At 71.3% G+C, this 25,729-nt stretch carries 23 protein-coding genes and 3 pseudogenes; 14 read left to right on the forward strand and 12 right to left on the reverse strand.

Annotated elements, in window-relative coordinates; translation table 11 throughout:
- Positions 1-519 (forward strand): annotated as a pseudogene (locus AOK24_RS51105) (hypothetical protein); the annotation flags it as partial.
- 156 nt (positions 520-675) lie between these two features.
- Here AOK24_RS51105 and AOK24_RS52330 read toward each other — a convergent pair.
- Positions 676-1,077, reverse strand: coding sequence for an SDR family oxidoreductase (locus AOK24_RS52330; RefSeq protein ID WP_055722262.1), 402 nt, complete (start codon positions 1,075-1,077; stop codon positions 676-678).
- A gap of 12 nt (positions 1,078-1,089) precedes the next feature.
- On the opposite strand from AOK24_RS52330, the gene AOK24_RS24670 reads away from it, so the two are divergent.
- Positions 1,090-1,521, forward strand: a complete 432-nt coding sequence (locus AOK24_RS24670) for a MarR family winged helix-turn-helix transcriptional regulator (RefSeq protein ID WP_240554102.1) — start codon at positions 1,090-1,092, stop codon at positions 1,519-1,521.
- A 49-nt stretch (positions 1,522-1,570) separates the two neighbouring features.
- On the opposite strand, the gene AOK24_RS24675 is transcribed toward AOK24_RS24670, so the two are convergent.
- Positions 1,571-2,494, reverse strand: coding sequence for an RNA polymerase sigma-70 factor (locus AOK24_RS24675; protein ID WP_055722263.1), 924 nt, complete (start codon positions 2,492-2,494; stop codon positions 1,571-1,573).
- Positions 2,495-2,594: 100 nt separating this feature from the next.
- A complete protein-coding gene (locus tag AOK24_RS24680; RefSeq protein WP_055722264.1) occupies positions 2,595-3,068 on the reverse strand; it encodes a carboxymuconolactone decarboxylase family protein in 474 nt (157 codons plus the stop codon).
- A 120-nt stretch (positions 3,069-3,188) separates the two neighbouring features.
- Here AOK24_RS24680 and AOK24_RS24685 point away from each other — a divergent pair, with 120 nt between their 5' ends.
- The gene (locus tag AOK24_RS24685) at positions 3,189-3,557 is read left to right on the forward strand and encodes a bleomycin resistance protein (protein WP_055722265.1); all 369 of its coding nucleotides are present in this window, start codon (positions 3,189-3,191) and stop codon (positions 3,555-3,557) included.
- Positions 3,558-3,567: 10 nt separating this feature from the next.
- Here AOK24_RS24685 and AOK24_RS24690 read toward each other — a convergent pair whose 3' ends face one another.
- A complete protein-coding gene (locus AOK24_RS24690) occupies positions 3,568-4,251 on the reverse strand; it encodes a TetR/AcrR family transcriptional regulator (RefSeq protein ID WP_055722266.1) in 684 nt (227 codons plus the stop codon).
- 133 nt (positions 4,252-4,384) lie between these two features.
- Between AOK24_RS24690 and AOK24_RS24695 the strand changes: the two genes are divergently transcribed.
- Together AOK24_RS24695 and AOK24_RS24700 are read left to right on the forward strand one after the other, a co-directional pair.
- Positions 4,385-5,143: an SDR family NAD(P)-dependent oxidoreductase gene (locus AOK24_RS24695; RefSeq protein ID WP_055722267.1), complete on the forward strand. Its 759-nt coding sequence runs from the start codon at positions 4,385-4,387 to the stop codon at positions 5,141-5,143.
- Positions 5,144-5,289: 146 nt separating this feature from the next.
- Entirely contained in the window at positions 5,290-7,110 is a 1,821-nt protein-coding gene (locus AOK24_RS24700; RefSeq protein WP_159051969.1) for a pentapeptide repeat-containing protein, read from the forward strand.
- A 41-nt stretch (positions 7,111-7,151) separates the two neighbouring features.
- Here AOK24_RS24700 and soxR read toward each other — a convergent pair whose 3' ends face one another.
- Positions 7,152-7,646, reverse strand: a complete 495-nt coding sequence (gene soxR / locus AOK24_RS24705) for a redox-sensitive transcriptional activator SoxR (protein ID WP_055722269.1) — start codon at positions 7,644-7,646, stop codon at positions 7,152-7,154.
- A gap of 197 nt (positions 7,647-7,843) precedes the next feature.
- Here soxR and AOK24_RS24710 point away from each other — a divergent pair, with 197 nt between their 5' ends.
- Together AOK24_RS24710 and AOK24_RS24715 are read left to right on the forward strand one after the other, a co-directional pair.
- Positions 7,844-9,121, forward strand: coding sequence for an endonuclease domain-containing protein (locus AOK24_RS24710; protein ID WP_055722270.1), 1,278 nt, complete (start codon positions 7,844-7,846; stop codon positions 9,119-9,121).
- 155 nt (positions 9,122-9,276) lie between these two features.
- The gene (locus AOK24_RS24715; RefSeq protein ID WP_055722271.1) at positions 9,277-10,164 is read left to right on the forward strand and encodes an SCO6745 family protein; all 888 of its coding nucleotides are present in this window, start codon (positions 9,277-9,279) and stop codon (positions 10,162-10,164) included.
- A gap of 153 nt (positions 10,165-10,317) precedes the next feature.
- Here the strand turns inward: AOK24_RS24715 and AOK24_RS24720 are convergent, their stop codons facing one another.
- The gene (locus AOK24_RS24720) at positions 10,318-11,652 is read right to left on the reverse strand and encodes an aldehyde dehydrogenase family protein (protein WP_055722272.1); all 1,335 of its coding nucleotides are present in this window, start codon (positions 11,650-11,652) and stop codon (positions 10,318-10,320) included.
- Positions 11,653-11,826: 174 nt separating this feature from the next.
- Between AOK24_RS24720 and AOK24_RS24725 the strand changes: the two genes are divergently transcribed.
- The 6 genes and pseudogenes from AOK24_RS24725 to AOK24_RS48665 all read left to right on the forward strand — a co-directional run bounded on the left by AOK24_RS24725 (position 11,827) and on the right by AOK24_RS48665 (position 18,116).
- The gene (locus tag AOK24_RS24725) at positions 11,827-12,750 is read left to right on the forward strand and encodes a helix-turn-helix transcriptional regulator (protein WP_055722273.1); all 924 of its coding nucleotides are present in this window, start codon (positions 11,827-11,829) and stop codon (positions 12,748-12,750) included.
- 308 nt (positions 12,751-13,058) lie between these two features.
- A pseudogene (locus tag AOK24_RS45050) lies at positions 13,059-13,983 on the forward strand (XdhC family protein).
- 83 nt (positions 13,984-14,066) lie between these two features.
- Positions 14,067-14,687: a (2Fe-2S)-binding protein gene (locus AOK24_RS24735; protein ID WP_055722275.1), complete on the forward strand. Its 621-nt coding sequence runs from the start codon at positions 14,067-14,069 to the stop codon at positions 14,685-14,687.
- 7 nt (positions 14,688-14,694) lie between these two features.
- On the forward strand, positions 14,695-15,675 hold the full coding sequence (locus AOK24_RS24740; RefSeq protein WP_055722276.1) for an FAD binding domain-containing protein: 981 nt from the start codon (positions 14,695-14,697) through the stop codon (positions 15,673-15,675).
- On the forward strand, positions 15,672-17,861 hold the full coding sequence (locus AOK24_RS24745) for a xanthine dehydrogenase family protein molybdopterin-binding subunit (RefSeq protein WP_055722277.1): 2,190 nt from the start codon (positions 15,672-15,674) through the stop codon (positions 17,859-17,861). The genes AOK24_RS24740 and AOK24_RS24745 overlap by 4 nt, the downstream gene beginning before the upstream one ends.
- A 12-nt stretch (positions 17,862-17,873) precedes the next feature.
- Positions 17,874-18,116 carry a hypothetical protein gene (locus tag AOK24_RS48665; protein ID WP_133258223.1) on the forward strand — a complete coding sequence of 81 codons (243 nt, stop codon included), beginning with the start codon at positions 17,874-17,876 and terminating at the stop codon, positions 18,114-18,116.
- 64 nt (positions 18,117-18,180) lie between these two features.
- On the opposite strand, the gene AOK24_RS24750 is transcribed toward AOK24_RS48665, so the two are convergent.
- From AOK24_RS24750 to AOK24_RS48670, 4 genes are all read right to left on the reverse strand, one after another.
- Positions 18,181-19,299 carry a Gfo/Idh/MocA family protein gene (locus AOK24_RS24750; protein ID WP_055722278.1) on the reverse strand — a complete coding sequence of 373 codons (1,119 nt, stop codon included), beginning with the start codon at positions 19,297-19,299 and terminating at the stop codon, positions 18,181-18,183.
- Positions 19,284-19,943 (reverse strand): ThuA domain-containing protein, encoded by a 660-nt coding sequence (locus AOK24_RS24755; protein WP_055722279.1) that lies wholly within the window; start codon positions 19,941-19,943, stop codon positions 19,284-19,286. Before AOK24_RS24755 ends, AOK24_RS24750 begins: the two co-directional genes overlap by 16 nt.
- Before the next feature lies 1 nt (position 19,944).
- Positions 19,945-20,688, reverse strand: coding sequence for a sugar phosphate isomerase/epimerase family protein (locus AOK24_RS24760; protein WP_055722280.1), 744 nt, complete (start codon positions 20,686-20,688; stop codon positions 19,945-19,947).
- 116 nt (positions 20,689-20,804) lie between these two features.
- Entirely contained in the window at positions 20,805-21,161 is a 357-nt protein-coding gene (locus AOK24_RS48670) for a hypothetical protein (protein ID WP_159051970.1), read from the reverse strand.
- A 208-nt stretch (positions 21,162-21,369) separates the two neighbouring features.
- Between AOK24_RS48670 and AOK24_RS24765 the strand changes: the two genes are divergently transcribed.
- A complete protein-coding gene (locus tag AOK24_RS24765) occupies positions 21,370-22,404 on the forward strand; it encodes a helix-turn-helix domain-containing protein (RefSeq protein ID WP_055722281.1) in 1,035 nt (344 codons plus the stop codon).
- Between the two features lie 22 nt (positions 22,405-22,426).
- Here AOK24_RS24765 and AOK24_RS24770 read toward each other — a convergent pair whose 3' ends face one another.
- Together AOK24_RS24770 and AOK24_RS52795 are read right to left on the reverse strand one after the other, a co-directional pair.
- On the reverse strand, positions 22,427-24,886 hold the full coding sequence (locus AOK24_RS24770) for a cutinase family protein (protein ID WP_240554103.1): 2,460 nt from the start codon (positions 24,884-24,886) through the stop codon (positions 22,427-22,429).
- Between the two features lie 453 nt (positions 24,887-25,339).
- Positions 25,340-25,717, reverse strand: a pseudogene (locus AOK24_RS52795) (hypothetical protein); the annotation flags it as partial.
- Positions 25,718-25,729 lie beyond the last annotated feature (12 nt).

The following is a 25,729-nucleotide window of genomic DNA, read 5'->3' on the forward strand; positions in this document are numbered from 1 at the left end:
GCCGGGGCCGCGCTCGCCGCCGTCGCCCTGGCCTACGTCCCCTATGTCGTCGCGTCCGGTCCCGACGTGCTGGGCTATCTGCCGGGCTACCTCCACGAGGAGGGGTACCAGCCCGGCGACGTACGCCGCTTCGCGCTGTTCCAGCTCCTGCTGCCGGGCGTCGCCGCGGAGGTCGCCGCGGCCGGTGTGCTCGTCCTGACCGGCCTGTACGTGTTGCGGCGCGGGGACCCGGAACGGCCCTGGCGGGGCGCCCTGCTGGTCACCGGCACCGCGCTGCTCGTCCTGTCCCCCAACTATCCCTGGTACTCCCTGCTGGTGATCGCGCTGGTCGCCCTGGACGGCCGCTGGGAGTGGCTGACCGTCTCCCTGGCCGGCACGGTCCTCTACCTCGCGGGCCCTCTCCTGCCCGGTTTCCCCGTCCAGGCCACGGCCTACGGCGTCGCGGCGGCGTCGGTCGCCGTCGGCGCGGGTCTGCGCTTCGGCTTCGGCGGGGTACGCGGGGTGCTCCGGAAGGCGTGAGTTGAGGGGTGCACCGCCGTGTGCCGGGTCGATCGGAGGCCGGGGGGACATCCGCGCGCGGCCTCCGGACCCGGTGAGGCCCAGTGCGGCCCGGCTGTGGCGCCTCGGCCGTACCGCAGTGGTACCGGGGCCGCCGTCCGTCGGTGGGCAGGAGTTTCAGGGCTGCCGGTAGCGCGTGGCGAGGGTCTTGCGGGCACCGCCGTCCATCAGGGCGGCCTCGCTGTCCAGCAGGGACTTCAGCGCGGCCTCCTGGTCCTCCAGGCCGGGAACGCAGACGGTCTCGCCCAGGCGCAGGCCCGCGAGGCCCGCGGCGGCGACGTCCTGCGGGGACATGGCCGAGGGGACGCCGTGGCCGTAGCCGTCGTTCCACTCCGTCGCCACGATCCCGGGGCACACGACGAGGGCGCGCACCCCGGTGCCGGTGAGTTCGCCGACCAGGGTGCGGGTGAAGGCGACGGTGACGACGGCGCCCTCGCCGGCGGCGAGCATGCCGGGCAGCGCCACGCGGGCCAGCTGGACGGGGGCGACGGCGTTGAGGGTGAGCAGCCGGTCGACCAAGAAGGCGAACCCGTGGCCGCCGACGCCCTGGAGCGCGTGATCTGGTCCCTGCGCCGGGCCGAGGTCGCGGTGCAGGGGCTGAAGGAACAGCGGCTGCGCCCGCTCGGCATGGCTGTCGCGCACTACCAGTTGCTGATCCTCGTCCACTCCGAACCCGGCCTGACCGGAGCGGAGGCGGCCCGTCGCCTCAACGTCACCCCTCAGGCCGTGGCCTCCCTCGCCGCCCGTCTGGAGAGCCGCGACCAGATCGAGCGCCGCGCCCACCCCCGCCACCGCCACGTCCAGGAACTCCACCTCACGGACACCGGCCGCGCGGCACTGCGCGTGGCCGAGGCCGAGATCACCGCCATCGAACAGCGGGTCACCACCGCGCTCGGCCGGGACGGGTCCGCACGGCTCAAGGCCCTCCTCGACCAGGTGACGGACTCGGTCACCGGGCTCTGAGGACGTCCTCGCCCGCCCCCGGCAGCGCCGGACGGGCGGACGCGAGGGGTCACCTCATCTGCCGGCGGACCTGTTTCACCTCGCCGTCGAGAGCCCAGGCGTCGGCGACCGGTCCGAGGTGGCCGAGCTTGTCGGGGTTGATCACGGAACGAATGGTCTGGATCTGCCCGTCGAGCACGTCGAGGGCGAGGGCGTACAGGACCTTGCCGTCCCGGTCGCGGAAGATCGCGCCGGGCTGGCCGTTGACCTCGTGCGCCTCGAACGTCACATCGATCCGCGCCAGCAGCGGGACGACGGACGCCAGCAGCTGGGCCACCTTCCCGGCGCCGGTCACGGCCCGGGCCAGCTGTGGCGCCTTGCCGCCGCCGTCCCCGGCGAACTGCACGTCGGCGGCCAGGAGATCCCGCAGGCCGTCGACGTCGCCCTCGCGCAGGGCGTCGAAGAACCGCGTCGCCAGTTCCTGCCGCTGCCGGCGGTCCGCTTCGAACCTCGGCCGCCCGGCCTCCATGTGCCGCCGCGCCCGTACCAGCAGCTGCCGGCACGCCTCCTGCGACCGCCCCACCGCCGAGGCGATGTCGTCGAACCCGAAGCCGAACACCTCCCGCAGCACGAACACCGACCGCTCCAGCGGGCTCAGCCGCTCCAGCAGCAGCAACGCCGCCATCGACACCGAGTCGGCCAGCTCGGCCGAACGCGACGGATCCTGGTACGGATCGCTCAGCAGCGGCTCGGGGAACCACGGGCCCACGTACGCCTCCCGGCGCACCCGCGCGGAGCGCAGCACGTCGATCGAGATCCGCGTCACCGTGGCGGACAGGAACGCCTTGAGCGACGTGGGGACGGTCGTCGAGCCGTCGAAGCGCAGCCATGTCTCCTGCACCGCGTCCTCGGCCTCGCTCACGCTGCCCAGAATCCGGTAGGCGATCGAGAACAACAGGGGCCGCAGCTCCTCGAACTCCTCGGCCTTGTCCACTCAGCGTCCCCCTCGAAGCTTTCCTGTACGGCACATTCTGCTGATCCTTCTGCGTGCCCGGGGCCTACCCCAGCGCCCCGGGCTGGTCGTCGACTGCCGTTCAGTGGAACTGCCCGACCTCGTAGTCGCCGGCCGGCTGCCGGGCGATGATGTTCAGCCTGTTCGCCGTGTTCATGAAGCCCACCAGGACCACCAGGGCGGTGAGCTGCTCCTCGTCGTAGTGCTTCGCGGCACGTGCCCAGACCTCGTCACCGACCCCGCCGGCGGCGTCCGCGACCCGGGTCCCCTCTTCCGCCAGCTCCAGCGCGGTACGCTCGGCCTCGGTGAAGACGGTCGCCTCCCGCCACGCAGAAACCAGATGCAGCCGCACCTGTGTCTCGCCCGCCGCCGCGGCATCTTTGGTGTGCATGTCGATACAGACGGCACAGCCGTTGATCTGGCTCACGCGCAGGGCCACCAGCTCCTGCGTCGCGGCCGGCAGCGGCGACTCCTTGAGCACCTTGCCCGCCGACATGAGGTGCTTGAGGGCCTTGGCCGCGGTCGGGCTGGCGAAGTAGTTCAATCGCGCTTCCATCGTGTTCTCCTCGCTCGTCGGTGACTACACCCCCTGGGACGAGACAGCCCGGCCCCCTGTGACACGGGCCCATGTGATCCACGTCTCCCCGACCCCGGGCCCGCGTGCCAGACTGCCCGGATGACAGAAGTGGCCTTCACGAGCGTCGCCCCCGTCGTCCCCGTCCGTGATCTCGACGCCGCTCTGGAGCGATACCGTCGCCTGGGCTTCACGGCGCACGCCTACGAGGGTCCGGATCGTTACGGCTTCGTCGAGCGGGGGCCGGTATCGATGCACCTCACCGAGTGGGCCGAGCACGATCCCGCCCGTACCGGTGCCGTGGTCTACCTCTACGTGAGCGACGCCGACGCGGTCCATGCCGAGTGGCGGAACTCCGGCGTCGAGGGCCGTTTCGGCGAGCCGGAGGACACGCCGTACGGGCTCCGGGAATTCACGTACGTCGACGCCGACGGAACGGCTCACCGCGTGGGGTCACCGCTGTCGTCCTGAGCGGCCAAAGTCAGTGAGTACCGGGCTCGGTCCGGGTGAGTGTGCCCGCGATGAGGGTTGTCAGCGTCTCCTCCAGGGTGGTGGTGAAGTCCATGCGCAGGGCGGCGAGTGAGGGGTCGGCCTCGTAGGCGGTGAGCATGGCGGCGGACGGCCGGGCGTGGGTCCACACCGCGCCGCTCACCATGACGGCCTGGGCGCAGAACCGGTCGGCGTCATCGCCGAGTTCGGGCAGGTGGCGGCGGGCGAGTGCGGACAGGGCGGCGACGTTGTCGAGGGCCGCTCGTTTGTAGCGGGCGGCCACGTCCGGGGAGACGTTGTGCTCCAGGACGCCCGCCTGGGCGCTGAGCAGGTCGCACAGCACCCGGTGGTGCGCGAGGGAGTGCGCCAGGACGGCGGCGAACTCCTCACCGCGGCGGATCGGCGGGGCGCCGGGGGTGACGGAGGCGGCGAACTGGTCGGGAAGGGTGGCCGTCCACTGCCGCCAGTCGCGGTCCAGCAGTTCCAGCAGGACGGCTTCGCGTGACTCGAAGTAGCGCAGCACGTTGGACTTCGCCAGGCCCACGCGCCGGCTCAGCTCGTTCAGGCTGAGCGCGCCCACGGGCATCTCGTCGAGCATGGCCGCCGCGGTGTCGAGGATCGCCCGCCGCCGGATCTCCCGCTGTTCCTCGCTGCGCGCCCGCTGGAAGGTCGTCATGCCCCCATGTTACAGACTGCCGGTCTTTTGACATCAGACCGCCAGTCTCTTATTGTTCAACACAAGAGACCGGCGGTCTTCTAGAGCGGGATCGCCGACTGTCCTCCCCTGTCCGCGAAAGAGGTCAACCGCCATGAGCGTTTCCAGCGTCGCCCTGGTCACCGGTGCCACCACCGGCATCGGCAAGGAGACCAGTCTCGCGCTGGCCCGCGCGGGCCACGCCGTCGTCGTCTCCGGCCGCCGCGAGGAAGCGGGCGAAGTCGTCGCCCGCGAGATCCGCGGCAACGGCGGGCGAGCCGCCTTCGTCGCCGCCGACGTCGACTCCGAAGACTCCCTCGCGGCCCTGGTCGCGACCACCGTCGAGCGTTTCGGCCGGCTCGATGTCGCCGTCAACAACGCCGGGATCTCCCTTGACGCCGGCCGCATGGCCGACGAGCCGACCAGCCGCTTCCAGCAGATGCTCACCACGAACGTGCTCGGCGTCTTCTGGGGCATGAAGTACCAGATCCAGCAGATGCTGGCCCAGGACACCCCCGGCGGCTCCATCGTCAACCTGGCCTCGATCGCGGGCCTGGGCGGCATGCGCTACGCGGCCAACTACTCCGCCACCAAGCACGCCGTGGTCGGCCTCACCAAGTCCGCCGCACTGGAGTACGCCACCGACGGCATCCGCATCAACGGCGTCGCCCCCGCCGCGATCAAGACCGACATCCTCAACACCGCCATCGACGCCGGCACCTGGGACGAGGCCGGCATCGCCGCCCTCCAGCCACTCAACCGCATGGGCCGCCCCACCGAGGTCGCCGAAGCCATCACCTGGCTCGCCTCTCCGGCGGCGTCCTTCGTCACCGGAACCATCCTCAACGTCGACGGCGGCTATACGGCGCAATGACGGTCCTGCGGCAGCGAGTTGACCGAGGCGGCCCACTGTGGTCCGGGCGGCCGGGGCACGGTGAGCGGTGTACGCGGCCCCGCCGCACGTGCGCCTTCCGGCGTCGGTACGTTGACCGAGAGAGCGACGACAGGGGGAGGACGAGGATGCAGCCGGAGGTTTCCGAGGCGTACCGGGGTGCCGTCGACCGCTTGGCCGGACCGGATATCCGTGAACATCGCGCTGCGTTGCGGGAGTTGGAGGAACTGGCCCAGGCGGATCCCGCGCAGCGGCAAGCCGTGGCCGACGCCGTCTGTGCCTATCTGCGGGCTCCGGTCGTACGAGCCGCTGAACAGGCGGCGGCAGTCGCCACGCTCGCCGACCTGACGCGCCGTCCGACCACCGACGACGCCGACTGCCTAGACATCGACCTGACCGGCGCCGTACTGCCGGACGTCGGGTTCAGCGGCTGCCGTTTCGGCCGGGTCCGCTTCACGGACGCCCACTTCCGCGGCGTATCCGTGTTCGACGGCGCCCGTTTCGCCGGGGAGGCGCTGTTCGAGAGGGCGGTCTTCGAGGGCGATGCGTGCTTCGCGGGGGCCCGGTTCGGCGGCGTGGCCGTCTTCGGGCGTACCCGGTTCCGGGCGGGTGCCGATTTCTCGGGTGCCCTCTTCCGGGAGCTCGCCTGGTTCGGCCGGGGCGAGGAGGCGCTTCCCGAGGACGAGGAGGCGTGGGAGGAGGCCGAGCGGTGGCGTCCCGTCGTCCGGGACGAGCTCAACGAGGACGACCCGCTCTGGCCTGTGGCCGTGCCGGAGGAGGACTACCAGAGCTGGGAGGAGGGCGGCGACGGGGCCCGTTTCCACGGCCGGGTGTCGTTCGCGTACGCCCGGTTCGAGGCAGCCGCCTGGTTCTGGAAGGCCCGCTTCGGCGGTGAGGCGGTGTTCCACGCGTCCGTCTTCGGTGGCCGGGTCCACCTCGTGCAGCCCGCGGCCGACCTCACCGGCGCCAGGCTCTCCGCCACGGCCCGCGGCGAGGACCAGGTCTGGCCCTTCGGCTGGACCACGCCCGGCCCCGGGGGCAGCCTGGTCCCCGACGACTCCGTCGCCCCGTACCACCGCCAACTCGCCGACCCCGGGACCCGCCTCACCGGACTCCGCCTTCTCGGCGAACTCGGGGACACCAAGCCCGAGTTGAGGCAGCGCATAGCGGACACCGTGTGCGCGTACCTGCGGACGCCGCTGCCCTTCGACCTCCGCACGCTCACCCCGTCCCAGTCCGACGACGTCCGGACACGGCAAGAGGCCCAGCGCCTCCTGACCGGCCGTACGCGCCCCTCACCCGGCCACCCGCTCTGGGAGGACCTCCACCTGCACCTCTCCGGAGCCACACTGATCGACTTCGATGCGCGTGCGTGCCGTCTGGCGTACGGGGATTTCACCGGTACGCAGTTCCACGGGCGCACGACCTTCGCGGGCGCGGCGTTCGGCCACGTGTCGTTCACCCTGCCGCACACGCGCGACGGGCGCGCCTCCTTCCACGGCCCCGCCGACTTCTCCGACGCCCTCCTCCCCCACGGCCCCCTGCACCACTGCCTCTTCCACACAGACAGCTCCGTACGCGCGACCGGCACCGCCCAGGACCTGGTCCGAACGCTCCTGGCAGCCAGAACCGCCCCGGCCCCCGCCGACCTCACCACCGCGTTCCGCGCGGCCCTGCTGGCGGCCGGCTCGCAGACCCCGGACAACCTCGCCGCCGCCCAGCACCTGGAGTACGGCACGGTGCCCGGCCCCTCGTACGCGCCCGAGCGGGAGAGGTCCGGGCTGAAGCTCACCGGCACCGACATCCTCGTCTCCGACCTGGCGTGGCGCATCGAGGACCTCCCCATCCCGCCCTCCGTCGCCGAAGCCCTCCCCGGCCTCACCTCCGAGCAGTGGTCCGCCGCGACCCGCGTCATCACCCTCCTGCTGTCCGCACTGGAAACGGACTGACCTGCGGACGGCACGCGACGCCGGGCTCATGGCGTGTCGTCTCATGACGGTGCACGGCTGACCGATCGGGCCCGTGCGTCGGTGTTCTGGAGGCGGACCGGCCCCGGCCCCTGACGGCCGAGCGCGTCATCGGGATTGAGCAGCAGGCACGCCTTCATGGACAGGCATCCGCACCCGATACACCCGGTGAGTTCGTGCTCCAGGGCCTCGATCGCCCGACGGCGCTCTTCCAACTGCCTCTTCCACGCGAGCGAGACGCGTCGCCAGTCCTCGTGGGCGGGGGCGCGGTCGGCGGGGAGCGTGGCGAAGACCTCGGCGACGTCGCGGAGCGGGATGCCGAGACGTCGGGCCACGATGATCAAGGAGATGCGGCGCAGCATGTGGCGGGGGTAGAGCCGCTGGTTGGCGGCGCCCCGTTCAGAGAGGATCAGGCCCTTGCGCTCGTAGAAGTGCAGCGCGGAGGCGGATACGCCGGTCCGGCGGATGACGTCGCCGATGGGGAGGTGATCCTCGGGACCGTGTTTCCGTGCCCCCACTCAGGCCGCCCGCTGCCGGGCGCGGTGGCCGTCTGCGGCGCTGATGCGCGAGGATGACGTGCCCGGTTCTCGACGTTCTGGTGATGATGCCACGTGCACGGGAGGCACTGGTGAACCCGACGGAGTCGCGGGCAACGGCCTGGCTGACTGCGGTACTTGGGACTCGTTGCCGTGTTGCAGGCCGTTAGCCTGTCGGTATGTCGGAGCGTGTCATGCCCGGTCGCACGGACGGCCTGATCCCCCTGGCTGCCGCGGATGCTCTGTGGGTCCGTTTGACGGCTGCCAGTGCCGTGCCGACGGCTTCTGGGGCGTTCACTCGTGCCCGGGTGGGGTACGTCCTGCTCGGCGGCCGGGTGGTGGCGACGGTGGGGGCGAGTGCCGGTCCGTGGGGCGTTCGGGAGGTCGAGGTGCGGCGGGCGGCAGCGGAACTGAACGCGGTGGAGATGGATCGGCGGGACCTGGTCCGTATCGGTCCGTTTCGTGAGGTACCGAGGCGGGAGTGGGACGAGGGGACGTCGCTGCGTTGGCGTCAGCGCATCGCGGGGGAACTGGGCGGCCCCGAGCGGGCAGCACGACGTGACGTCCACCTGGCGGGGATCGACTGGCGCCAGATGCTCGTGGAGCAGACCCGCGCCGGGACGCAGCGCACGTGGTGGTTGCCGCGCGCCGTGGTCAGGCTGCTGGACGCCGCCGAGCACGCCGAAACGCAGTGGGTACGAGCCGCGCGGACCCGCCAGGCAGGCGCGGCCGTCACCGAGGGCGATCTGCGGACGACGAGCCCCGAGGGCCCCAGCACCTCACTGCGCCCGTACGACAAGGAGCTGGAAGGCCAGCTGTACTCGGTGCTCAGCAGGAAGCCCGGCACCTCCCGCAAGGTGGCGGAGTGGGCGTGCGCCGTCTGCCGTACCGCGCCCGCCACCGTCCTCGACCACTGCCACGAACACGGCTACGTCCGCGCCCCCGTCTGCCAGTCCTGCAACACGCAGGAACACCCCGACCACCTGTACAGCACCGACATCCGCGTGGCGAACCGCTACGCACGTCTCTTCGACACCGACGCCGACGACTGGCTCCGCCACTGGCACCGCTGCCCCGGCTGCCGCGCACGCACCACCCTGCCCCTGCCGCACCTCGCCGCGTGGACCGCGCACATAGCCTGCCGGTCGCTGCGCCCGACCCACCGCGCCCCTCGCGGGCGCAGGCCCTGCGGTGTGCTGCGCGTGTCCTGGACGGGCAGTCAGAACGCGCCCCGTTCCTGCTTGCTCACCATCTCCGTCGACTTCTGCCCGTCGGGCGAGCACCGTGTCCTGGCGCGAGTCCCCTACCGCGACGCCGCCGAGCGCTTCCGTGCCTGGCTGGCCGAGACGGCCCCTGCCGTGGCCGCCGCGGCCGGTCCCGACCGCCTGGACGGCCTCCCCGCCCAGCCCCGGCCGGTCGTCGCGGACACCAACGGCGGGGGCCTGGAACTGTTTTGAGCGGACGCCCGGAGAGAACTGGTCGCGGGGCGGTGGCTGCCGGGGCCGCTCTCCGATAACGTACCGACCAGGCGGTACGACGGGGCGTGCCCCACGCGCCGTCGTGTGCTCGATGAACAGCGACACTTCATCCACCACAGGACGGCAAACCCCGCATGACGCAGAACACGGACCACGACAGCCTGGCCTTCGCGCGCCAGACCTGGAGAATTCTCGAGCCCTACCACGGGGCCGTCTACTTCTCGCCCGATTCCGCAGCCCGGTACGCCGAGTTGGGCGTGGACGCCAGGACGGGCTACTTCGCGTCCCGCTCCGCCGCGCTCGGCGCCGCTCCGGCGGATCTGGTCATCGCCACGTTCTACAACTTCAATCCCCACCTGGTACGCCGCGCCATACCCGCGGCATGGGAAGCCGCCACGCCGCAGCAGTTCACCGCCGCCCGGCTCGCCGGGATCGACGCCACGCTCCGCCGCATCCTCGGCGCGGACATCTCCTCACCGGCACTGGCCCGCGCGGCGGAACTGGCCCGCACCGCCGCTGAAGCGACCCTGCGCCATCCACAAGGCCGCCCCCTCTTCGCCGCGCACGCCGCGCTGCCGTGGCCGGACGCCCCCCACCTCGTGCTGTGGCACGCGCAGACCCTGCTGCGGGAGTTCCGTGGCGACGGCCACGTGGCGGCACTGCTGGCCGGCGGCCTGAGCGGGCTCGACGCCCTCGTCACACACGCCGCCACCGGCGACTTCAGCGCGGCGACGCTGCGCGACTCGCGGGCCTGGACGCCGGAGCAGTGGGACCAGGCCGTCCAGGACCTGCGTGAGCGCGGCTGGCTCGACGACGGACCCGACCTCGCCCTGACCGAGGACGGCACCCGGCGCAGGGCGGAGATCGAGCACACCACCGACAAGCTGGCCGCCCTCCCCTACCTCACGCTCGGCCCTGCCGCCTGCGCCGAACTCCGTTCCCTGGTCCGGCCGTTCAGCCTTGCGCTGGCCAACGAACTCCTGCCGTGGGCGGTCGCCCGCCTCAGCGAAGAGAGCGCATGAGAGAGCTGTCGCATGGACAGGCGTGACCGCGGTCCTCAAGTCGTTTCGAGGAAGGGGTAGTCGGTGTACCCCTGCGACGCGTGCCCGGACCCGGGTCATCGGCGCCATGACGATGCGGTTGGCGAGCTCGATCTTCCTGAGGGAAATGGGAGATCAGCTGAGCGGCACGTCAGCGACGCCCTTGAGGTGGCTGAACGTTTCGAGGGAGTACCGGCCGTGGTACCGGCCCAAGCCGCTTTCGCCGACGCCGCCGAACGGCAGGCCGGTCATGAGGAGCTGGATCACCGGCTGGCCCCAGGCGACACCCCCGGAGGACGTCTCGTTCACGAGGCGCGACTTGGTGGCCTCGGACTCGGTGAAGGCGTAGAGCGCGAGCGGCTTGTCGCGTTCGTTGATGAAGGCGATGGCGGCATCGAGGTCTTCGACTTCGACGACGGCGAGGATCGGGCCGAAAATCTCCTCCTGCATGACCGGCGAGGCGGGGTCGACATCGGTGAGCACGGTCGGTGCGATGAACAGGTCGTCGCGGTCGTACCGGCCTCCCACCGCCGCCCGGCCGGAGTCCAGCAGAGCGGTGAGCCGGTCGAAATGCCGCTCGTTGATGATCCGGCCGAAGTCGGCCGAGGTCTGCGGGCTGGTGCCGAACTGAGCCTCGACCGCCGCGCGCAGGGCGGGAACCAGCGCGGCGGCGGTGGCGGGATCGGCCAGCACGTAGTCCGGGGCCACGCACTGCTGCCCCGCGTTGCCGAACTTGGCGCCGACCAGCCGCTTCGCGGTCTCGTCCACGTCGGCGTCGGGCGCCACGAAGACCGGCGACTTGCCGCCGAGTTCCAGCGTGACCGGGGTGAGGTGCTTGGCGGCCGCGGCCATGACGATCCGGCCCACCGTGCCGTTGCCGGTGTAGAAGATGTGGTCGAAGCGCTGCGCCAGGAGGGCCGTGGTCTCCTCGGCTCCCCCTTCGACGACGGTGAGTACGTCGGCGTCGAAGTACTGCCGCAGGAGGCGTGAAGCCACTGCCGAGGTGTGCACCGAGATCTCGCTCGGCTTGGCCACCACGGTGTTTCCGGCGGCCAGCGCGCCGATGATGGGGTCGATGAGGAGGTGCAGCGGGAAGTTCCACGGGGCGATCACCAGGACGACCCCGAGCGGGTCGTACGTGGTGTAGGCCGTGGTCGTGGGACCGAAGTGGGCGGGAACCTCCACCGGGCGGGGCTGAAGCCAGCTCTCGAGATTCGCCAGCGTCTCGTCGATGTCGGCGACGGTGAAGTCGATCTCCTGGGTCTTCGCCTCGGCGGCGTTCTTCCTCAGATCCGCCCAGAGCGCTTCGAGCAGTTCCTTCTCGTTGTCGACCAGCAGGGCGCGCAGCCGCCGCAGCTGGTCGATGCGCCAGTCCAGTGGGCGGGTGACGCCGGTGTCGAACGTCGCACGAAGGCGGCCGACCACCTCCGCGGCCGTCTCGGTCCGGTCGGTCCCCTGGGTTGCGGTCATGGGGTGTACTCCGTTCCTGATGCAAACCACGCCCCGGCTGCCTGCCAGCCGGGCACGGCCTCCAGCGTGCTGGACGATCCGGTATTCACCCAGGTCACGGCTCTATGTACCTCCGCTGTGCCTACCACTGGCTGGTGCAGGCTGATGTGCGTCCGACCGGGGATACTCGGAGGCATGGACGAACACCCCGAACCGGTGCACGAGCCCGCCGGCGGCGCTCTGGACCCGCGTGCCGAGCTCAGCGAGTTCCTGCGCACCCGGCGGGCCCGGCTGAAGCCGCAGGACGTGGGCCTGCCGGACTTCGGGCGCCACCGGCGGGTGCCGGGGCTGCGCCGTGAGGAGCTGGCGCAGCTGGCCGGGGTGTCGGTGGGGTACTACACGCGCCTGGAGCAGGGCAACGGGCAGTACGTGTCGGCGGAGGTCCTCGACGCCATCGCCCGCGCCCTCAGGCTCAGCGACGCCGAGCGCGCCCACCTCACGCACCTGGCGAAGCCGAAACAGAAGAAGAAGCCGCCGGCCGGGCGCACCCAGCACGTGCGGGGCCCCCTGCGGACGCTGCTGGACACCATGGAAGGCGGCCCGGCGGTCCTCGTGGGGCGGCGCTCGGACATCCTCGCCTGGAACCGGATGGCCGCGGCGGTCTTCGGCGACTGGGCCGAGCTGCCCGAGCACGAGCGGAACTGGGCCCGGCTGGTGTTCCTCAGGCCCGAGTACCGCGACCTGTTCGCGGACTGGGATCACAAGGCGAACGACGTCGTCTCCCAGCTGCGCATGGACGCCGGCTCCCATCCCGACGACCCCCGGCTGTCCGCGCTGGTGGGCGAACTCTCCGTGAAGAGCGAGGAGTTCAGACGGCTGTGGGCCGCCCACGACGTCAAGGACAAGTGCCACGGCATCCAGCGCCTGCGCCACCCGCTCGTCGGCGAGCTCGAACTCCGCCTCGAATCGTTCCACCTGGCCGACGACCACGAACAGACCCTGGCGACGTACCACGCCGAACCCGGTTCCCCGTCCGCGGAGGCACTCCGGCTGCTGGCCAGCTGGGGCACCGACGCGACAACGACGGGAGCCGGGCTGCCGCCGTCACGCACGGCTTGATCAACAGTCGATCACTGGTGGTCGGCTGTCCGCCACGCCCAGCGTTCGTTTTCGAGGGCCGGCCGACGGCCGGGGCACGGACGGCGGCGACTCCGGCGCCCTCCATATCCACACGGCGGACAACACCGAGTCGGCTCCGTGGATCGTCATGCGTTCAGGCTCGGCCCGTGGCACGACGGCAGCCAATGCCCCGGGCGACAGAAGGACAGCCAGTACCAGGTACAACGGCTGTCCCACGGACACAATGGGCGAGCAACCTTTGGTGGGGCATTGAACCACCTGCCCGCATCCTGTCCACGGAGGTCCAAGTGCTCGACATGGCCGAGGAGTTGAACCACCGGCTGGAGGAGGGGCGGGAGTTCGTCCTGGCCGGCGTCGTCGGCGTCAGCGGTGGGGCAGGGGCCGCGCTTGCCGTCGACCGTGAGGGCATCGCGATCGGGTCGGTCTCCGGCGGTTGCGTGGAAGGGGCCGTCCAGGACCTGTGCACGCAAGCGCTTGAGGACGGCGGGACCGTGGTCGAGCGGTTCGGCTACCACGACGAGGACGCCTCCGCTGTCGGTCTCACCTGTGGCGGGGTCATCTACGTCCTGGTCAGGGCGGTGTTCCGGTCAGCCCTGGCCGGCACCGTTCGGGGCGAACCGGCAGCCCTCGCCCGGGTGATCCGTGGTCCGCCGAACTCTTGAGCGAGAGCCTGCACTTACGCCCCGCCGGCACATACGAAGAAGCGTACGGAAACGGCCGCGCCACCCTGGACCGGACCGTGGCCGCCCAAGCGCGTGCCTTGCTGGAAGCCGACCGTACCGGCACGGTCGAGATCTCCGCGAGCGAAGCGAGATGGAGGCTCTCCGGGACGGGGTCCGGGGGAGGATCCCGCTGGCCCGGCAGCCTCACCCTGCTCGGCGCGGTGAACCCGCCTCCGCCCCGCGTGATCGACTTCGCTACGGCACTGGTCCAGGGCAGCACATTCCTCGGCTATCACGTCACCGAGTGCGACGCCCGCACCCTCTTCGCCACCCGGGATCGCGCCGCACCCACGGGAGCACACTGCGCGAAGCCGGTCTGGGTGAACGGGAGTTGGCCCGGCTCCGCTCACCCATTGGGCTCGCCCCGGGGTCCCGTACCCCCGACGTGTCCGCCCTGTCCATCACCGCCGAGTTCATCGCCGCCCGGCACGGCATCCCCCTCACCTGCGCCCAGACGTCCCACCACCGCGCCGTGGTGGGAGTCGGCTGAAGGCCGAGCCCCATCTCCACGAGCGACTGCACCGCCGCGTGCCCGCGCCCCAACCATCCGTCCCCCCACGAGGGAGAGTGGACATGTCCACCGACGTTCCCGAGACACCCGTCTCCCCATCCACCGACGCCCCCACCCGGCGTACCTTCATCGCGGCGACCACCGTGGCCGGCGGGGCCGCGCTGGCCGGCGGGTTGATCACCGCGCCGCCCGCGACCGCCGCCGCCGAGGCGCCGCCGGGCAGCCGGGTCTCCCTGACGGTCAACGGCATCCGGCGGACCGTCACCATCGACAACCGCACCTCCCTGCTGGACCTGCTGCGCGAGCATCTGGACCTGACGGGCTCGAAGAAGGGCTGCAATGCGGGTGCCTGCGGGGCGTGCACGGTCCTGGTCGACGGGCGCCGGGTCAATTCCTGTCTGACGCTGGCCGTGCGGCTGGAGGGCACCGAGGTCACCACGGTCGAGGGACTGGCCGACGGCGGCGAACTCCACCCGCTCCAGCAGGCGTTCATCGACCAGGACGCCTATCAGTGCGGCTACTGCACCTCCGGCCAGATCGTGTCCGGTACCGCGTGCATCCAGGAGGGCCATGCCGGTTCCACGGACGAGATCCGGGAGTGGATGAGCGGCAATCTGTGCCGCTGCGGCTGCTACGTCAAGATCGTGCGCGCGGTCGAGCAGACCGCCGCGCGCGGGAAGTGAGGCCCCGGTGCACCCCTTCGCCTACAGCAAGGCGTCCACGACCCGCGAGGCACTCGACGCGGGCACGCGGGGCGGGCGTTACATCGCCGGTGGCACGACCCTGGTCGACCTGATGCGCGAGACTGTCGAACGCCCCGGGACGCTGGTCGACATCAGCGCCCTGCCCCTGCACGAGATCACGGCCACCGGACGCGGCGGGCTGCGCATCGGCGCCCTGGTGCGGATGTCCGAGGCCGCCGCCCACCCGGGCGTGCGTGCCCTGTTCCCCGTCGTCTCGCAGGCGCTGGAGCTGAGCGCCTCGCCCCAGCTGCGGAACATGGCCACCATCGGCGGCAACCTCATGCAGCGCACCCGCTGCGCCTACTTCCGCGACGTGTCCGCCGCCTGCAACAAGCGTGAGCCCGGCTCCGGCTGCGCGGCCCGCGAGGGCGTCAACCGCACCCACGCGATCCTCGGCACGTCCGAAGCGTGCGTGGCCACGCATCCTTCCGACGCCGCCGTGGCCTTCGCGGCACTGGAGGCGAGCGTGCACCTGCTGGGCCCGGACGGTCCACGCACCGTCCCGCTCACCGCCTTCCTCCTCAGGCCCGGCGCCACGCCGGACCGTGAACAGGCCCTGCGCATGGGCGAGTTGATCACCGCCGTGGAGATCCCGGCCTACCCACGCCCCCTCAGGTCCGGCTACCTGAAGGTCCGTGACCGGCAGTCGTACGAGTTCGCCCTCACCTCCGCCGCCGTCGCCCTCCACATCCGCGGCGGCGTGATCCGTGCCGCGAAGGTCGCCGCAGGCGGCGTGGGCACCGTGCCCTGGAAACTCCCCGCCGTCGAACGCCGGCTCATCGGCGAGCGGCCCTCGAAGGCCCTGTGGGCCGAGGCAGCCGGACACGCAGCGGACGGTGCCCACCCCCTCCAGCACAACGCCTTCAAGGTCGAGTTGCTCAAACGCACCGTCGAACGCCAGCTGCGCACCGTAGGAGGCACCAAGTGAGCCAGCCCCAGGCAGCCGTCGGCGCCGCCGTCGCCCGGGTCGACGCCCGGCTGAGGGTCACCGGCCGAGCGAAATACGCCGCCGACAACAACCCCCACGGGGTCGTGCACGCGGTCATCGTCAACAGCACCATCAGCCTCGGCCGCATCACCGGAATCGACGCCCGTGCCACCCTCGCCCAGGCCGGTGTCCTGAAGGTGATCAGCCACCTCAACGCACCCCAACTCCCGCCCCGGCAGGGCGGATTCCCACCGGGGCAGCCGCTGCGGGCCTTCCAGGACGACCGGGTCCAGTTCTTCGGCCAGCCCGTAGCCGTCGTAGTGGCGACCACCCTGGAGATCGCCCAGCACGCCGCGAGCCTGCTGAAAGTCACCTACGACACCCAGCCCTCCACGACCGACATGGCCGTCGCTGACTCCGAGAACGATCCCGAGATTTATGCGCGCGGCGACGCGGACAAGGCCCTGGAGGCCGCCGACGTCACGCTGGACCTGACCTACAAGACGGCCCGCAACCACCACAACGCGATGGAGGCGTTCGGCACCGTCGCCCGCTGGGACGGCGACCGGCTCACCCTCTGGGAGAAGACCCAGTGGGTGTTCGGCACCGTGAATGCCATGGCCGCCGAGTTCGGCATGGCACCGGACAAGGTCCGCGTCATCGCCCCGGTCGTCGGCGGCGGCTTCGGCAGCGCCGGCCATACCTGGGTGCACTCCGTCATCGCGGCCATGGCCGCCCGCGAGGTGAAGCGCCCGGTGAAACTCGCGCTCACCCGCAAGCAGACGTACGCGGGTGTGGGCTACCGGCCCGCCTACGAGTACGCGCTGCGCCTCGGCAGCGACCGGCGGGGCCGCCTGACCGCGTCGACGCACGACGTACGCGGCGAGACCTCCCGCTACGAGAATTACAGCGAACTCGTTCTCGTCCCCGGCCGGATGCTCTACAGCACGCCCAACGTCCGCCAGGTGTACGCGACCGTGCCGCTGGACGTGAGCACCTCGTACTTCATGCGCGGCCCCGGGTACACCAACGGAGCCTTCGTCATGGAGACGGCGATGGACGAACTCGCCCACGATCTGGGCGTCGACCCGATCGAACTGCGGCTGCGCAACGAACCCGCCGACGACGAGTCCACCAACCTGCCGTTCTCCACCCGCCGCCTGCGCGACTGCTACCGCGTCGGCGCCCGCGAGTTCGGCTGGCACCGCCGCAACCCGAAACCCCGCTCGACACGCGACGGCGACTGGCTCATCGGCATGGGCATGGCCGCCGGCGTCTACGACACCCAGCGCGGCGAAGCCCAGGTCTCCGTCCGGCTCCACGCCGACGGCACCGCCCTCCTCCAGTCCGCCACCAGCGACATGGGCCCCGGCACCGCCACCTCCATGACCCAGGTCGCCGCCGACGCCCTCGGCCTGCCCATGCGCCAGGTCACCTTCCACCTCGGCGACTCCCTCATGCCCCCGACCACCTTCCACGCCGGCTCACGCACCATGGCCAGCGTCGGCTCCGCCGTCCAGGACGGCTGCGACAAACTCCGCGCACAGGCCATCGCCCTCGCCGTCGGCGACGAAGCATCACCCCTCCATGGGGTCGATCCCACCGACGTCGTAGTATGCGGCGGCCGGCTGTACGCCAAGGACAACCCCGCACGCGGAGAGACCTACCGGCAGTTGCTGGCCCGCCACCACCTCACCCACCTCGAAACACTCGGCTCCTACGCCGGAGCGCCGCAGACAGAGAGGTACTCCCTGTACGCCTACGCCGCGACCTTCGCGGAAGTGGCCGTCGACGCGACGCTCGGCCTGGTCCGGGTGCGGCGCATGGTCGGCGTGTACGACGCCGCCCGGATCATCAGCCCGAAACTCGCCGACAGCCAGGCCATCGGCGCCATGGTCGGCGGCATCGGCCAGGCCCTCCTGGAACACACCGTCACCGACCACCGCGACGGCCGCATCGTCAACGCCAACCTCGCCGACTACCTCGTACCCGTCCACGCCGACATCCCCACCGACCTCAAGGCCGTCTACATCGACGGAGAGGACTACAAAGCCGACCCCATCGGCGTCAAAGGACTCGGCGAGATCGTCATCGTCGGAGTCGCCCCCGCCATCGCCAACGCCGTCTTCAACGCCACCGGCCGCCGCATCCGCGAACTGCCCATCACACCGGAGGCGTTGCTGTGAACGGCCGCCGCCGTGTCCCCTCAGGGGCGCGGCGGCGGCCTCACACGCGTACGGCGCGTAGTGGCCGACCGGATCGATCACGTCCCGCTCGCGCTGCGCGACCGACCGCCCGTGCGGCAACTCCCCTCCACCAGCACATCCGGTGAGCGCGGCGACGCCTTCGGCGGTGATCTCGCGGCGATGCCGAGGTGGCCCAGGACAGGGGGTGCGCGCCGGAAACTCCTCGGGAACAGCCCACGCACCACGGCACAGTGACTCACCGTCATCCCCTTCGCCGACCGCACTCAGCGGCCGGCGAAGGCGATGTCGAGAGGAGCCGTCAGTGTTCCTCGGGCCGGGCGTCCGCCGGGACCGCCGCCGGGCGGGCGCAGTCGCTGGAGACCGTGACCGAGGAGCCGCTGTCGGCCGCCGCGAGCAGGGACTCCATGATGTCGAGGACGTGGTAGGCGAGTTCGCCGTCGGCGCGGTGCGGCTCGCCCCGGGAGAGGGCGCGGGCGAGGTCGGCGACGCCGTAGCCCCGGGCGGCGTCGCGGTAGCCGCCGAGGACCGGAAGGTCCGCCCATTCCTGGGCGCCGGCCCGGAAGAGTTGGACCGGTCCGTCGAACCGGTTCGGGTCGGGTACGGAGAGCGAGCCGTCCGAGCCGTGGATCTCGATGCGGGGAAGCGTGCTGCCCCACACGTCGAAGCTCATCACCAGCGTGGACAGGGCGCCGGAGCGGTGTTCGAGGACTCCGGTGACATGGGTGGCGACCTCGACGGGGAATCTCGTACCGGCCCGGTAGCCCTGGCCGATGAAGCGTTCGGCCCGGGGCGTCGAGGTCATGCCGACGACGCGGTGCACCGGCCCCAGCAGGGTCACCAGCGAGGTCAGGTAGTAGGGGCCCATGTCGAGGAGCGGCCCGCCGCCCGGCAGGTAGTAGAACTCGGGGTCCGGGTGCCAGCGTTCGGGCCCCGGGCCGACCATGAACGCGTTCGCCGCGACCGGCACCCCGAGGTCCCCCGCGTCCAGTGCCGCCCGGGCGGTCTGTACGCCGGTGCCGAGGACCGTGTCCGGCGCGCAGCCGACCCGGACGCCGGCCTCGGCGGCGGCGTCCAGCAGCGCACGGGCGGCGGGGGTGGTGGTCGCGAGGGGTTTCTCGCCGTAGACGTGCTTGCCGGCGGCTATGGCCGCGTGGGCGACCGTCGCGTGGGCGGCGGGGATCGTCAGGTTCAGGACGAGGTCGACGTCCTCGGCGTCGTACAGCTCGTCGAGGGTCGCCGTACGGGCGCCGGGTGCCTTCGCGGCGGCGGCGCGGGCGCGTTCGGGGTCGAGGTCGGCTACGGCCGTCAGGCGCAGGTTCTTCAGCTCCGCGAGGGTCGTGAGGTAGGCGTCGCTGATCTTGCCGGCGCCGACGAGGCCGACGCGGAGCGGGGGGTGCGGGGTCAGCGGGTCGCCCATGTCATGCCCTTCGTGATCATCGAGTGGACCTGGGGTACGGCCAGGTCGTCCAGGGTGTGGCCGATCGCGGTGACGAACACGCGGCCCGCGCCCCAGGAGCGGGTCCAGGTGACGGGGACGACGGTGCCGGCGAGTTCGGGGTGCTCGGGGTCGTCGAGGTAGTCGGTCACCGCGAGGACCTCCACGGCCGGGTCCATGTGCAGGTAGTACTGCTCGGTGGTGACGAGGAACGGGGTGACCCCCTCGATGACGGGATGGCCGGCCGCCCCGGGCAGCGGCCTGACCTGGTAGGTGGAGTACTCCCGGGGGTGGTGGACGAACTGGCCGCCCGTCATCAGGTGGTAGCGCGGCTCGGCGCGGAACGCGTCGACGATCCCGCCGTGCCAGCCCGCGAACCCCGTCCCGGCGCGGACCGCCCGGGACAGGCCGGTCATCTGGTCGCGGGTGATCTCGCCCATCGTCCAGCACTGCACGATCAGATCGGTGCCGGCGAGGAGGTCCTCGTCGAGATAGCTGTCGAGGGAGTCGGAGACGGTGACCTGGTATCCGGCCTCCTTGAGGTCGGCGGCGCGCAGGTCGGTGGCCGGGACCGGGACGTGTCCCTCCCAGCCGCCGCGGACGACGAGGGCGTGCTTCGTGGTCACGTCAGCCGTCCTTCAGGCCGCTGAGGAAGCCGAGGCTCCTTGCGACCGGGTCGAGGATGTCCCCGTCGTAGTCGTCGAGTTCGACGATGCGCAGCGCGTCCGGGGCGGCGGCGAGGATCTCCTCGACCGGGAGTACGCCGTCGCCGACGGCCACCTGCGCCTTGGTGTTCAGCGTGCGGTCCCCGTCCTTGATGTGCAGGGCGGCGACCCGGTCCCCGAGCCGGCCCAGCAGCGCCGGTACGTCCGCGCCGCCGACGGCCGCCCAGTACGTGTCGACTTCGAGGACCACCTCGTCCGCCAGGCAGTCGGCGAGGATCTCCAGAACGTGCGTGCCGTCCTGGCGGAGTTCGAGTTCGAAGTGGTGGTTGTGGTAGCCGACGGTGAACCCGTGGTCGGCGGCCTCGACAGCCACCCGGTTCAGGTCCGCGGCGAGGCCCTCGATGCCCTCCCTGGTCCGCCAGCGCTCGGGCGCCACCATCGGCACCACGAGCGTGCCGACGCCCAGGCGCCGTGCGGCGGCGTAGACAGTGGACCGGTCGTCCGACAGCAGCGGCGCGTGCGCGGTCGGCGCGGACAGCCCGTGCGCGCTCAGCGCCTCCGATATTCGCTCCGCCCGGTGGACGAAGCCGTAGGGCTCGACGGTGGTGTAGCCGATCCCGGCGACACGGCCGAGCGTGCCCTCCAGGTCCTCTTCGAGGAGAGAGCGAAGTGTGTAGAGCTGAAGGGATACCTCACGATTCGACATGCGACTCCTCAACAGTGTTGATCTGCAAGGAGGTTCACACGAACCGGGGATCTCGCGACAGAGGGCGCCGGACACCCGGGGCCGCGATGCGCCGGCGCCTCAGCTCACTGCGAGCGTCAGTTGATGTTCCACACGGTCGGCAGAGGGGACGGAGCCCTGAGGAAGTCGATCCGCAGTGCCGATCCGGCGCAGTCCCTTCCGTGCCACTCGAAGGACAGGTTGTCACCCGAATTGATACCCATCCTGACCGTGACGCTCCTGCCCTGCGTAAACCGGACACCGCCCGCGTTGGCGGTTGCACCGGTCGTAATGTCCGTCACGTAGACACAGGCCGCCCCCTGAGGCATTCGATTGGCGGCGACGTTGATGGAGACCGAAGCGGCCGACGCGGGAGCAGCGGTCAGAGCGACGGCGGCTACCGCAGAGGTGAGGGCCATTGGCACGAAAAGACGTTTACCCATGTTCTTCTTCATCGTTTACCCAATCCTTCTGGAACCGAATTCCCGGCATGTTCAGTATGGAAATTCCACGCCACGAAAAATAGAGTCATTCAACTCTTTTTTTTCGGAAGGCGGGGGCCTCCGTCGGGACGGAGTGGCGGAATTTTTCACGTACGTGCACAATCGGCTGGCGTCGCCGTGAGCAGGCGACACGGTAGGTGAAGGTCGTTGGGGGAAAGACATGGGGCGGCGCGAGAGCCGTATCGATCCGACGCTGGGGGTCCTGGAGCGGTTCGCTCACGACCTGCGTGGGCTGCGGCGGCAGGCGGGGTCGCCGTCCTACCAGCAGCTGGCCGCGCACACGCATTTCGCCGCCTCCACGCTCGCCGCCTGCGCGTCCGGCAAGCGGCTGCCGAGTGCCGCTGTGCTCGCGGCGTATGTGGGGGCGTGCGGGGGTGATGTCGGGGAGTGGGAGGCCCGGCGCGTCCGTACGCGGGTGGAACTGGAGACGGGGATGCACGCGGAGCCCGTTGTGGTCGCCGGGTCCGGGCCTGTCGGGGAGCCTGCGGAGCCGTCCGCGCAGGTGAAGCCGTCTCCTGGTGGTGTGCGGGGAGCGTGGCGTTTCGCCGTGCTGGGGCTGATCCTGTTCGGCTGTTGTGCCTCGCAGGCGCACGCGACGCACGGCCCGTCCGCGACGGCGTCGGCGATCACGGCGCGGGCGGCGGCCCCGGCCGACGACGCCAGGTGGCTGAATCCCCGGGCCGCGATACCGGCCCGGTTCCGGCCCGCCATCGTCCGCGCCGGGACCATGTGCCCGGTCCCGCAGATCACCCCCGCGCTGATCGCCGCCATCCTCGCCGCCGAGAGCGGCTTCGATCCCGATCTGGCCGATCCCGCCGCCCAGGAGTACGGCATCGCGCGCTGGACGCCACGCGTCCTGCGGTACTACCTGCCCCCGGACCGGCAGGACCGGGTTCCGGTGCCGCCGCTCGACCCCGAGGAGTCGATCCTGGCCCTGGGCCGCATGCTGTGCACGCTGGCTCCGCAGCTGGAGGGTGTCGCCGGGGACCCGGCGCTGAACCTGGCCGCCGCGTACCGGACGGCGACGTTCGTCGTGCAGAAGGCGAACGGCGTACCGAGCCGTCTGCTGCCGTACATCCGCCGCGTACGCGGGCACCTGCTGGACTACGCGCCCGTGCCCGGGACGTGTCTGCCCTACGAGGTCGAGCAGAGTTCGTACCCGGCGCCCTGTGGGGGCGCCGGCGCACGGAGCTGATGTCCCGGGACATCAGCGGGGTTCAGAGCATCTCGGGCGGGTTGCCGGGGCGGCTGATCCCGCACGACGGGACGCCGTCGAGCCAGGCCGGCCCCTGGATGTAGATGTTGTTGACCCAGCCGCCGAAGTCCGGCAGGTAGGACCACGCGCTGTTGGTGATTCCCTCGGCGGTCACCGACTCGCCGCGCTCCTGGCAGCGGATCCGGACGTTGGTCGGCCCGCTGAAGGTGTGCACGGTCGCGGTGGACGTCGAGGAGTCGGCGTGCACCTGCACTCCGGAACCCCAGGTGCTGAAGCCGGGGTCACCGACCGGGGCGCTGCTCGGCCCGCACGGCGGGACGCCGTCGAGCCAGGCGGGGCCCTGGAGGAAGATGTTGCTGATCCACGCCTTCTGGTCGGGCAGGTAGGACCAGGCGTCGTTGGTGACGCCAGCGGCGGTCACGGACTCGGCGTGCTGCTGGCAGGAGACCGTCACCTTCGTGGGGGCGGCGAAGACCGGTCCGAGCGGTGCCGAGGTGCTGGGCCGCTGGCGGGTGTTGACGTCGGTGCCCCAGGTGGAGAACCCGCCGCTGCCCGCGCCCGTGTTGCCGTCGCACGCGGGCACGCCCGCGAGCCAGTCGGCCCCCTTGACGTAGATGTTGCTGATCCAGCCGCCGTAGTCGGGCAGGTAGGACCAGGCGTCGTTGGTGAGGCCCTCGGCGGTCACGGACTCGGCCCGCTTCTGGCACTGGATCACCACCGACATGGGCGCGGAGAAGGTGGCCACGGGCGTTCCCGAACGGGACGGCAGCGGACGTACGTTGACTCCGGTGGCCCAGGTCTCGAACCGTCCGGCTCCTCCGGTCGCGCCGCCCTCCGAGCCGTCGCAGGACGGTACGCCGTCGAGCCAGGCCGGGCCCTGGACGTAGATGTTGCTGACCCAGCCGCCGTAGTCGGGCAGGTAGGACCAGGCGTCGTTGGTGTAGCCCTCGGCGGTCACGGACTCGCCGTGCTGCTGGCACTTGACCTTGATGGCCGTGGGGCCGTCGAAGGTGACGACGACGGGGGCGGACAGCCCGGCCGAGGCGCGCACGTTGACGTGGTCGCCCCAGGTGCTGTGGTCACCGCCGCCGCCCGCTCCGCCGGAGGCGGCGAGGCGGATGGCCCCGGTGTAGCCGTTGTGGCTGGAGAACTGCGACACCATGATGTGGGTGTCCGACTCGCGCGCCTCGACGATCTTCCCGTCGCCCAGGTACATGGCCACGTGGTGGATGGGTGAGCCGAAGAAGACCAGGTCGCCGGGTTGCAGCGGCGCGGTGCCCTGGGCCGCGGTGAAGCGGTTCGTGGCCGGCAGCTGGAACTCCTGCGCGGCGGTGCGCTGCCCCATGACGTCGTACCCGACGGCCTTCGCCCACGCGTAGCGGACGAAGCCCGAGCAGTCGAAGCCCTTGCGGCTGGGGTCGTTCCTGCTGCGCTCGGGGTCGGAGCTGTCCACGAATCCGTACGTCGGCCCGGGCGCCGGGCCGTGTCCGCCGCCCCAGCTGTACCAGGTGCCGACGCTGACCTCCCGGCACGCCCAGTCGACGGCCCTGGCGGCGGCGTCGTTGGGCGCGACCACCGTCATGCCGCAGTCGCGGCCGGGGTTCCAGGCGGGCGCGGGCGGCGGGCCGCTGATCCCCTGCATCTGCCGGGCGAACCAGCTGCCGAGGCTCCGCTTGTGGTCGATGCTGCCGCAGCAGGACTGGTAGCTGCCGTGGATCTCGGAGCCCAGCGCGGCGCTCTCGCTCTGATGCGGGTCGCAGATGATGTCGCCGACGATGCAGAAGTCGAGGCTGCGCCCGGCGATGTCGGACGGCAGGACGCGCGGTTCGAGGAGCCCGCCCTCCGTCGTCTTGCCGGCCTCGCCGGTGCGGTAGTCCACGTGCATCGCGTACGAGGTCTGCCCCGCCGCGCTGTGCGGATCCGCCAGCATCAGTACGGCGCCGATGTGGCCGCGCTCGTCGACGGAGAGGTTGTCGATCGCGTCGTGCACCACGTTGGCGCCCTGGGAGTACCCGACGAGACCGATGCGCGAGGTGGGGCACATGCTCTCCCACTTGCGCACCACCTGGATCAGCTGCTTGGTCCCGGTGTTGCGCGAGTTGACCCAGGTCGAACTCCACAGCATGGTGTCGGCGCTGACGTCCGCGGCCTCGTAGGGCAGCGGGTAGTACGCGGTCGACGATCCGCTGAGGCCGGCGATCTGGGCCTCGCGGAGGTAGGCGCCCACGCGGTTTCCCATGTGTTCGAGGCCGGGCAGCGGGGGGTTCTCCGGTGAGTTCTCCCCCGATCCGCGCGCCCCGATGACCAGGTTGTCCGAGCAGAACAGGGGAAGCCCCTGGTCCCACGGCTGGGCGTCCACGGGACTGAAGCTGGCCGCCTGTGCGGGCGGGGCCGCGACGAGCGGCAGCAGGGTGAGGGCCAGCGCTGCCATGAGCAGCCTCGTGACCCGTCTGACAGACATGGTGAGGGGAGGTCCTTTCGGGACATGAGTCGCGGTACGGCGGCCGTAGACGCCGAAGGCCATGCAACCCGTCCCCGGGCTCCTCACCTCAGGGGATAGAGAATCCGCAGACAATCCGTCGACAACGAGAAACCCAAGGCGTACGGCGCTGTAGGAACGTCGGCACGGAGTCGGTCCGCGTCCCAGGAGACGTGCAGGGGGTCCGCGATCGTCCCCTCGAATCGCCCTGTGCGCGCCCCCGTGGCGAAAGCCAGCAGGGCGGCCCGGCCGTGCTGGTCGCGGACCAGGCGTCCGCTGTAGAGGGCCTCGGATGTGAGGGGGGCGGCCTGAGTGAGATCGATCAGCCCGTCCTTCGCCGGGGCCCTGTCTGGCGCGGGTGTCGGTGATGGTCTCCCGCTCGGTGGAGAACAGGAGCGCGGACCGGCCGTCCACGGGTCCGGTGCGGGAGCGGGCGGTGATCAGCATGTGCCAGCGGAGGTCCGGGCCGCGGTACACCCACGGGTCCCGCCATGCCTCCTCCGGCCAGGACGACGTACCGCGCCGCTCGTACCACCGGGCGTCGGCCGCCACTGCGAAGTCCTCGCGCTTGTGCCAGGTGAACAGGTCCGTCGAGGTCGCCAGCGCGATGGTCTGGGTGTTGCCGGTCTCGTCCCAGACCGAGCCGGTGTAGAACATCCGCCACAGTCCGTCGTCACCGCGTACGACCGATCCGGTCCAGGTCGCCGTCGCGTCGATGGCCCCGGGGTCTCCCGGGGTGAGCACGGTGCCGTAGTTCGTCGCCGCGCTCTGCCTGAAGCTGCGCGACGAACACGGACCAGCCGGCGACCCCACCCACCCCTACGC

The sequence above is a fragment of the Streptomyces niveiscabiei genome (assembly GCF_001419795.1).
GTDB lineage: Bacteria > Actinomycetota > Actinomycetes > Streptomycetales > Streptomycetaceae > Streptomyces > Streptomyces niveiscabiei.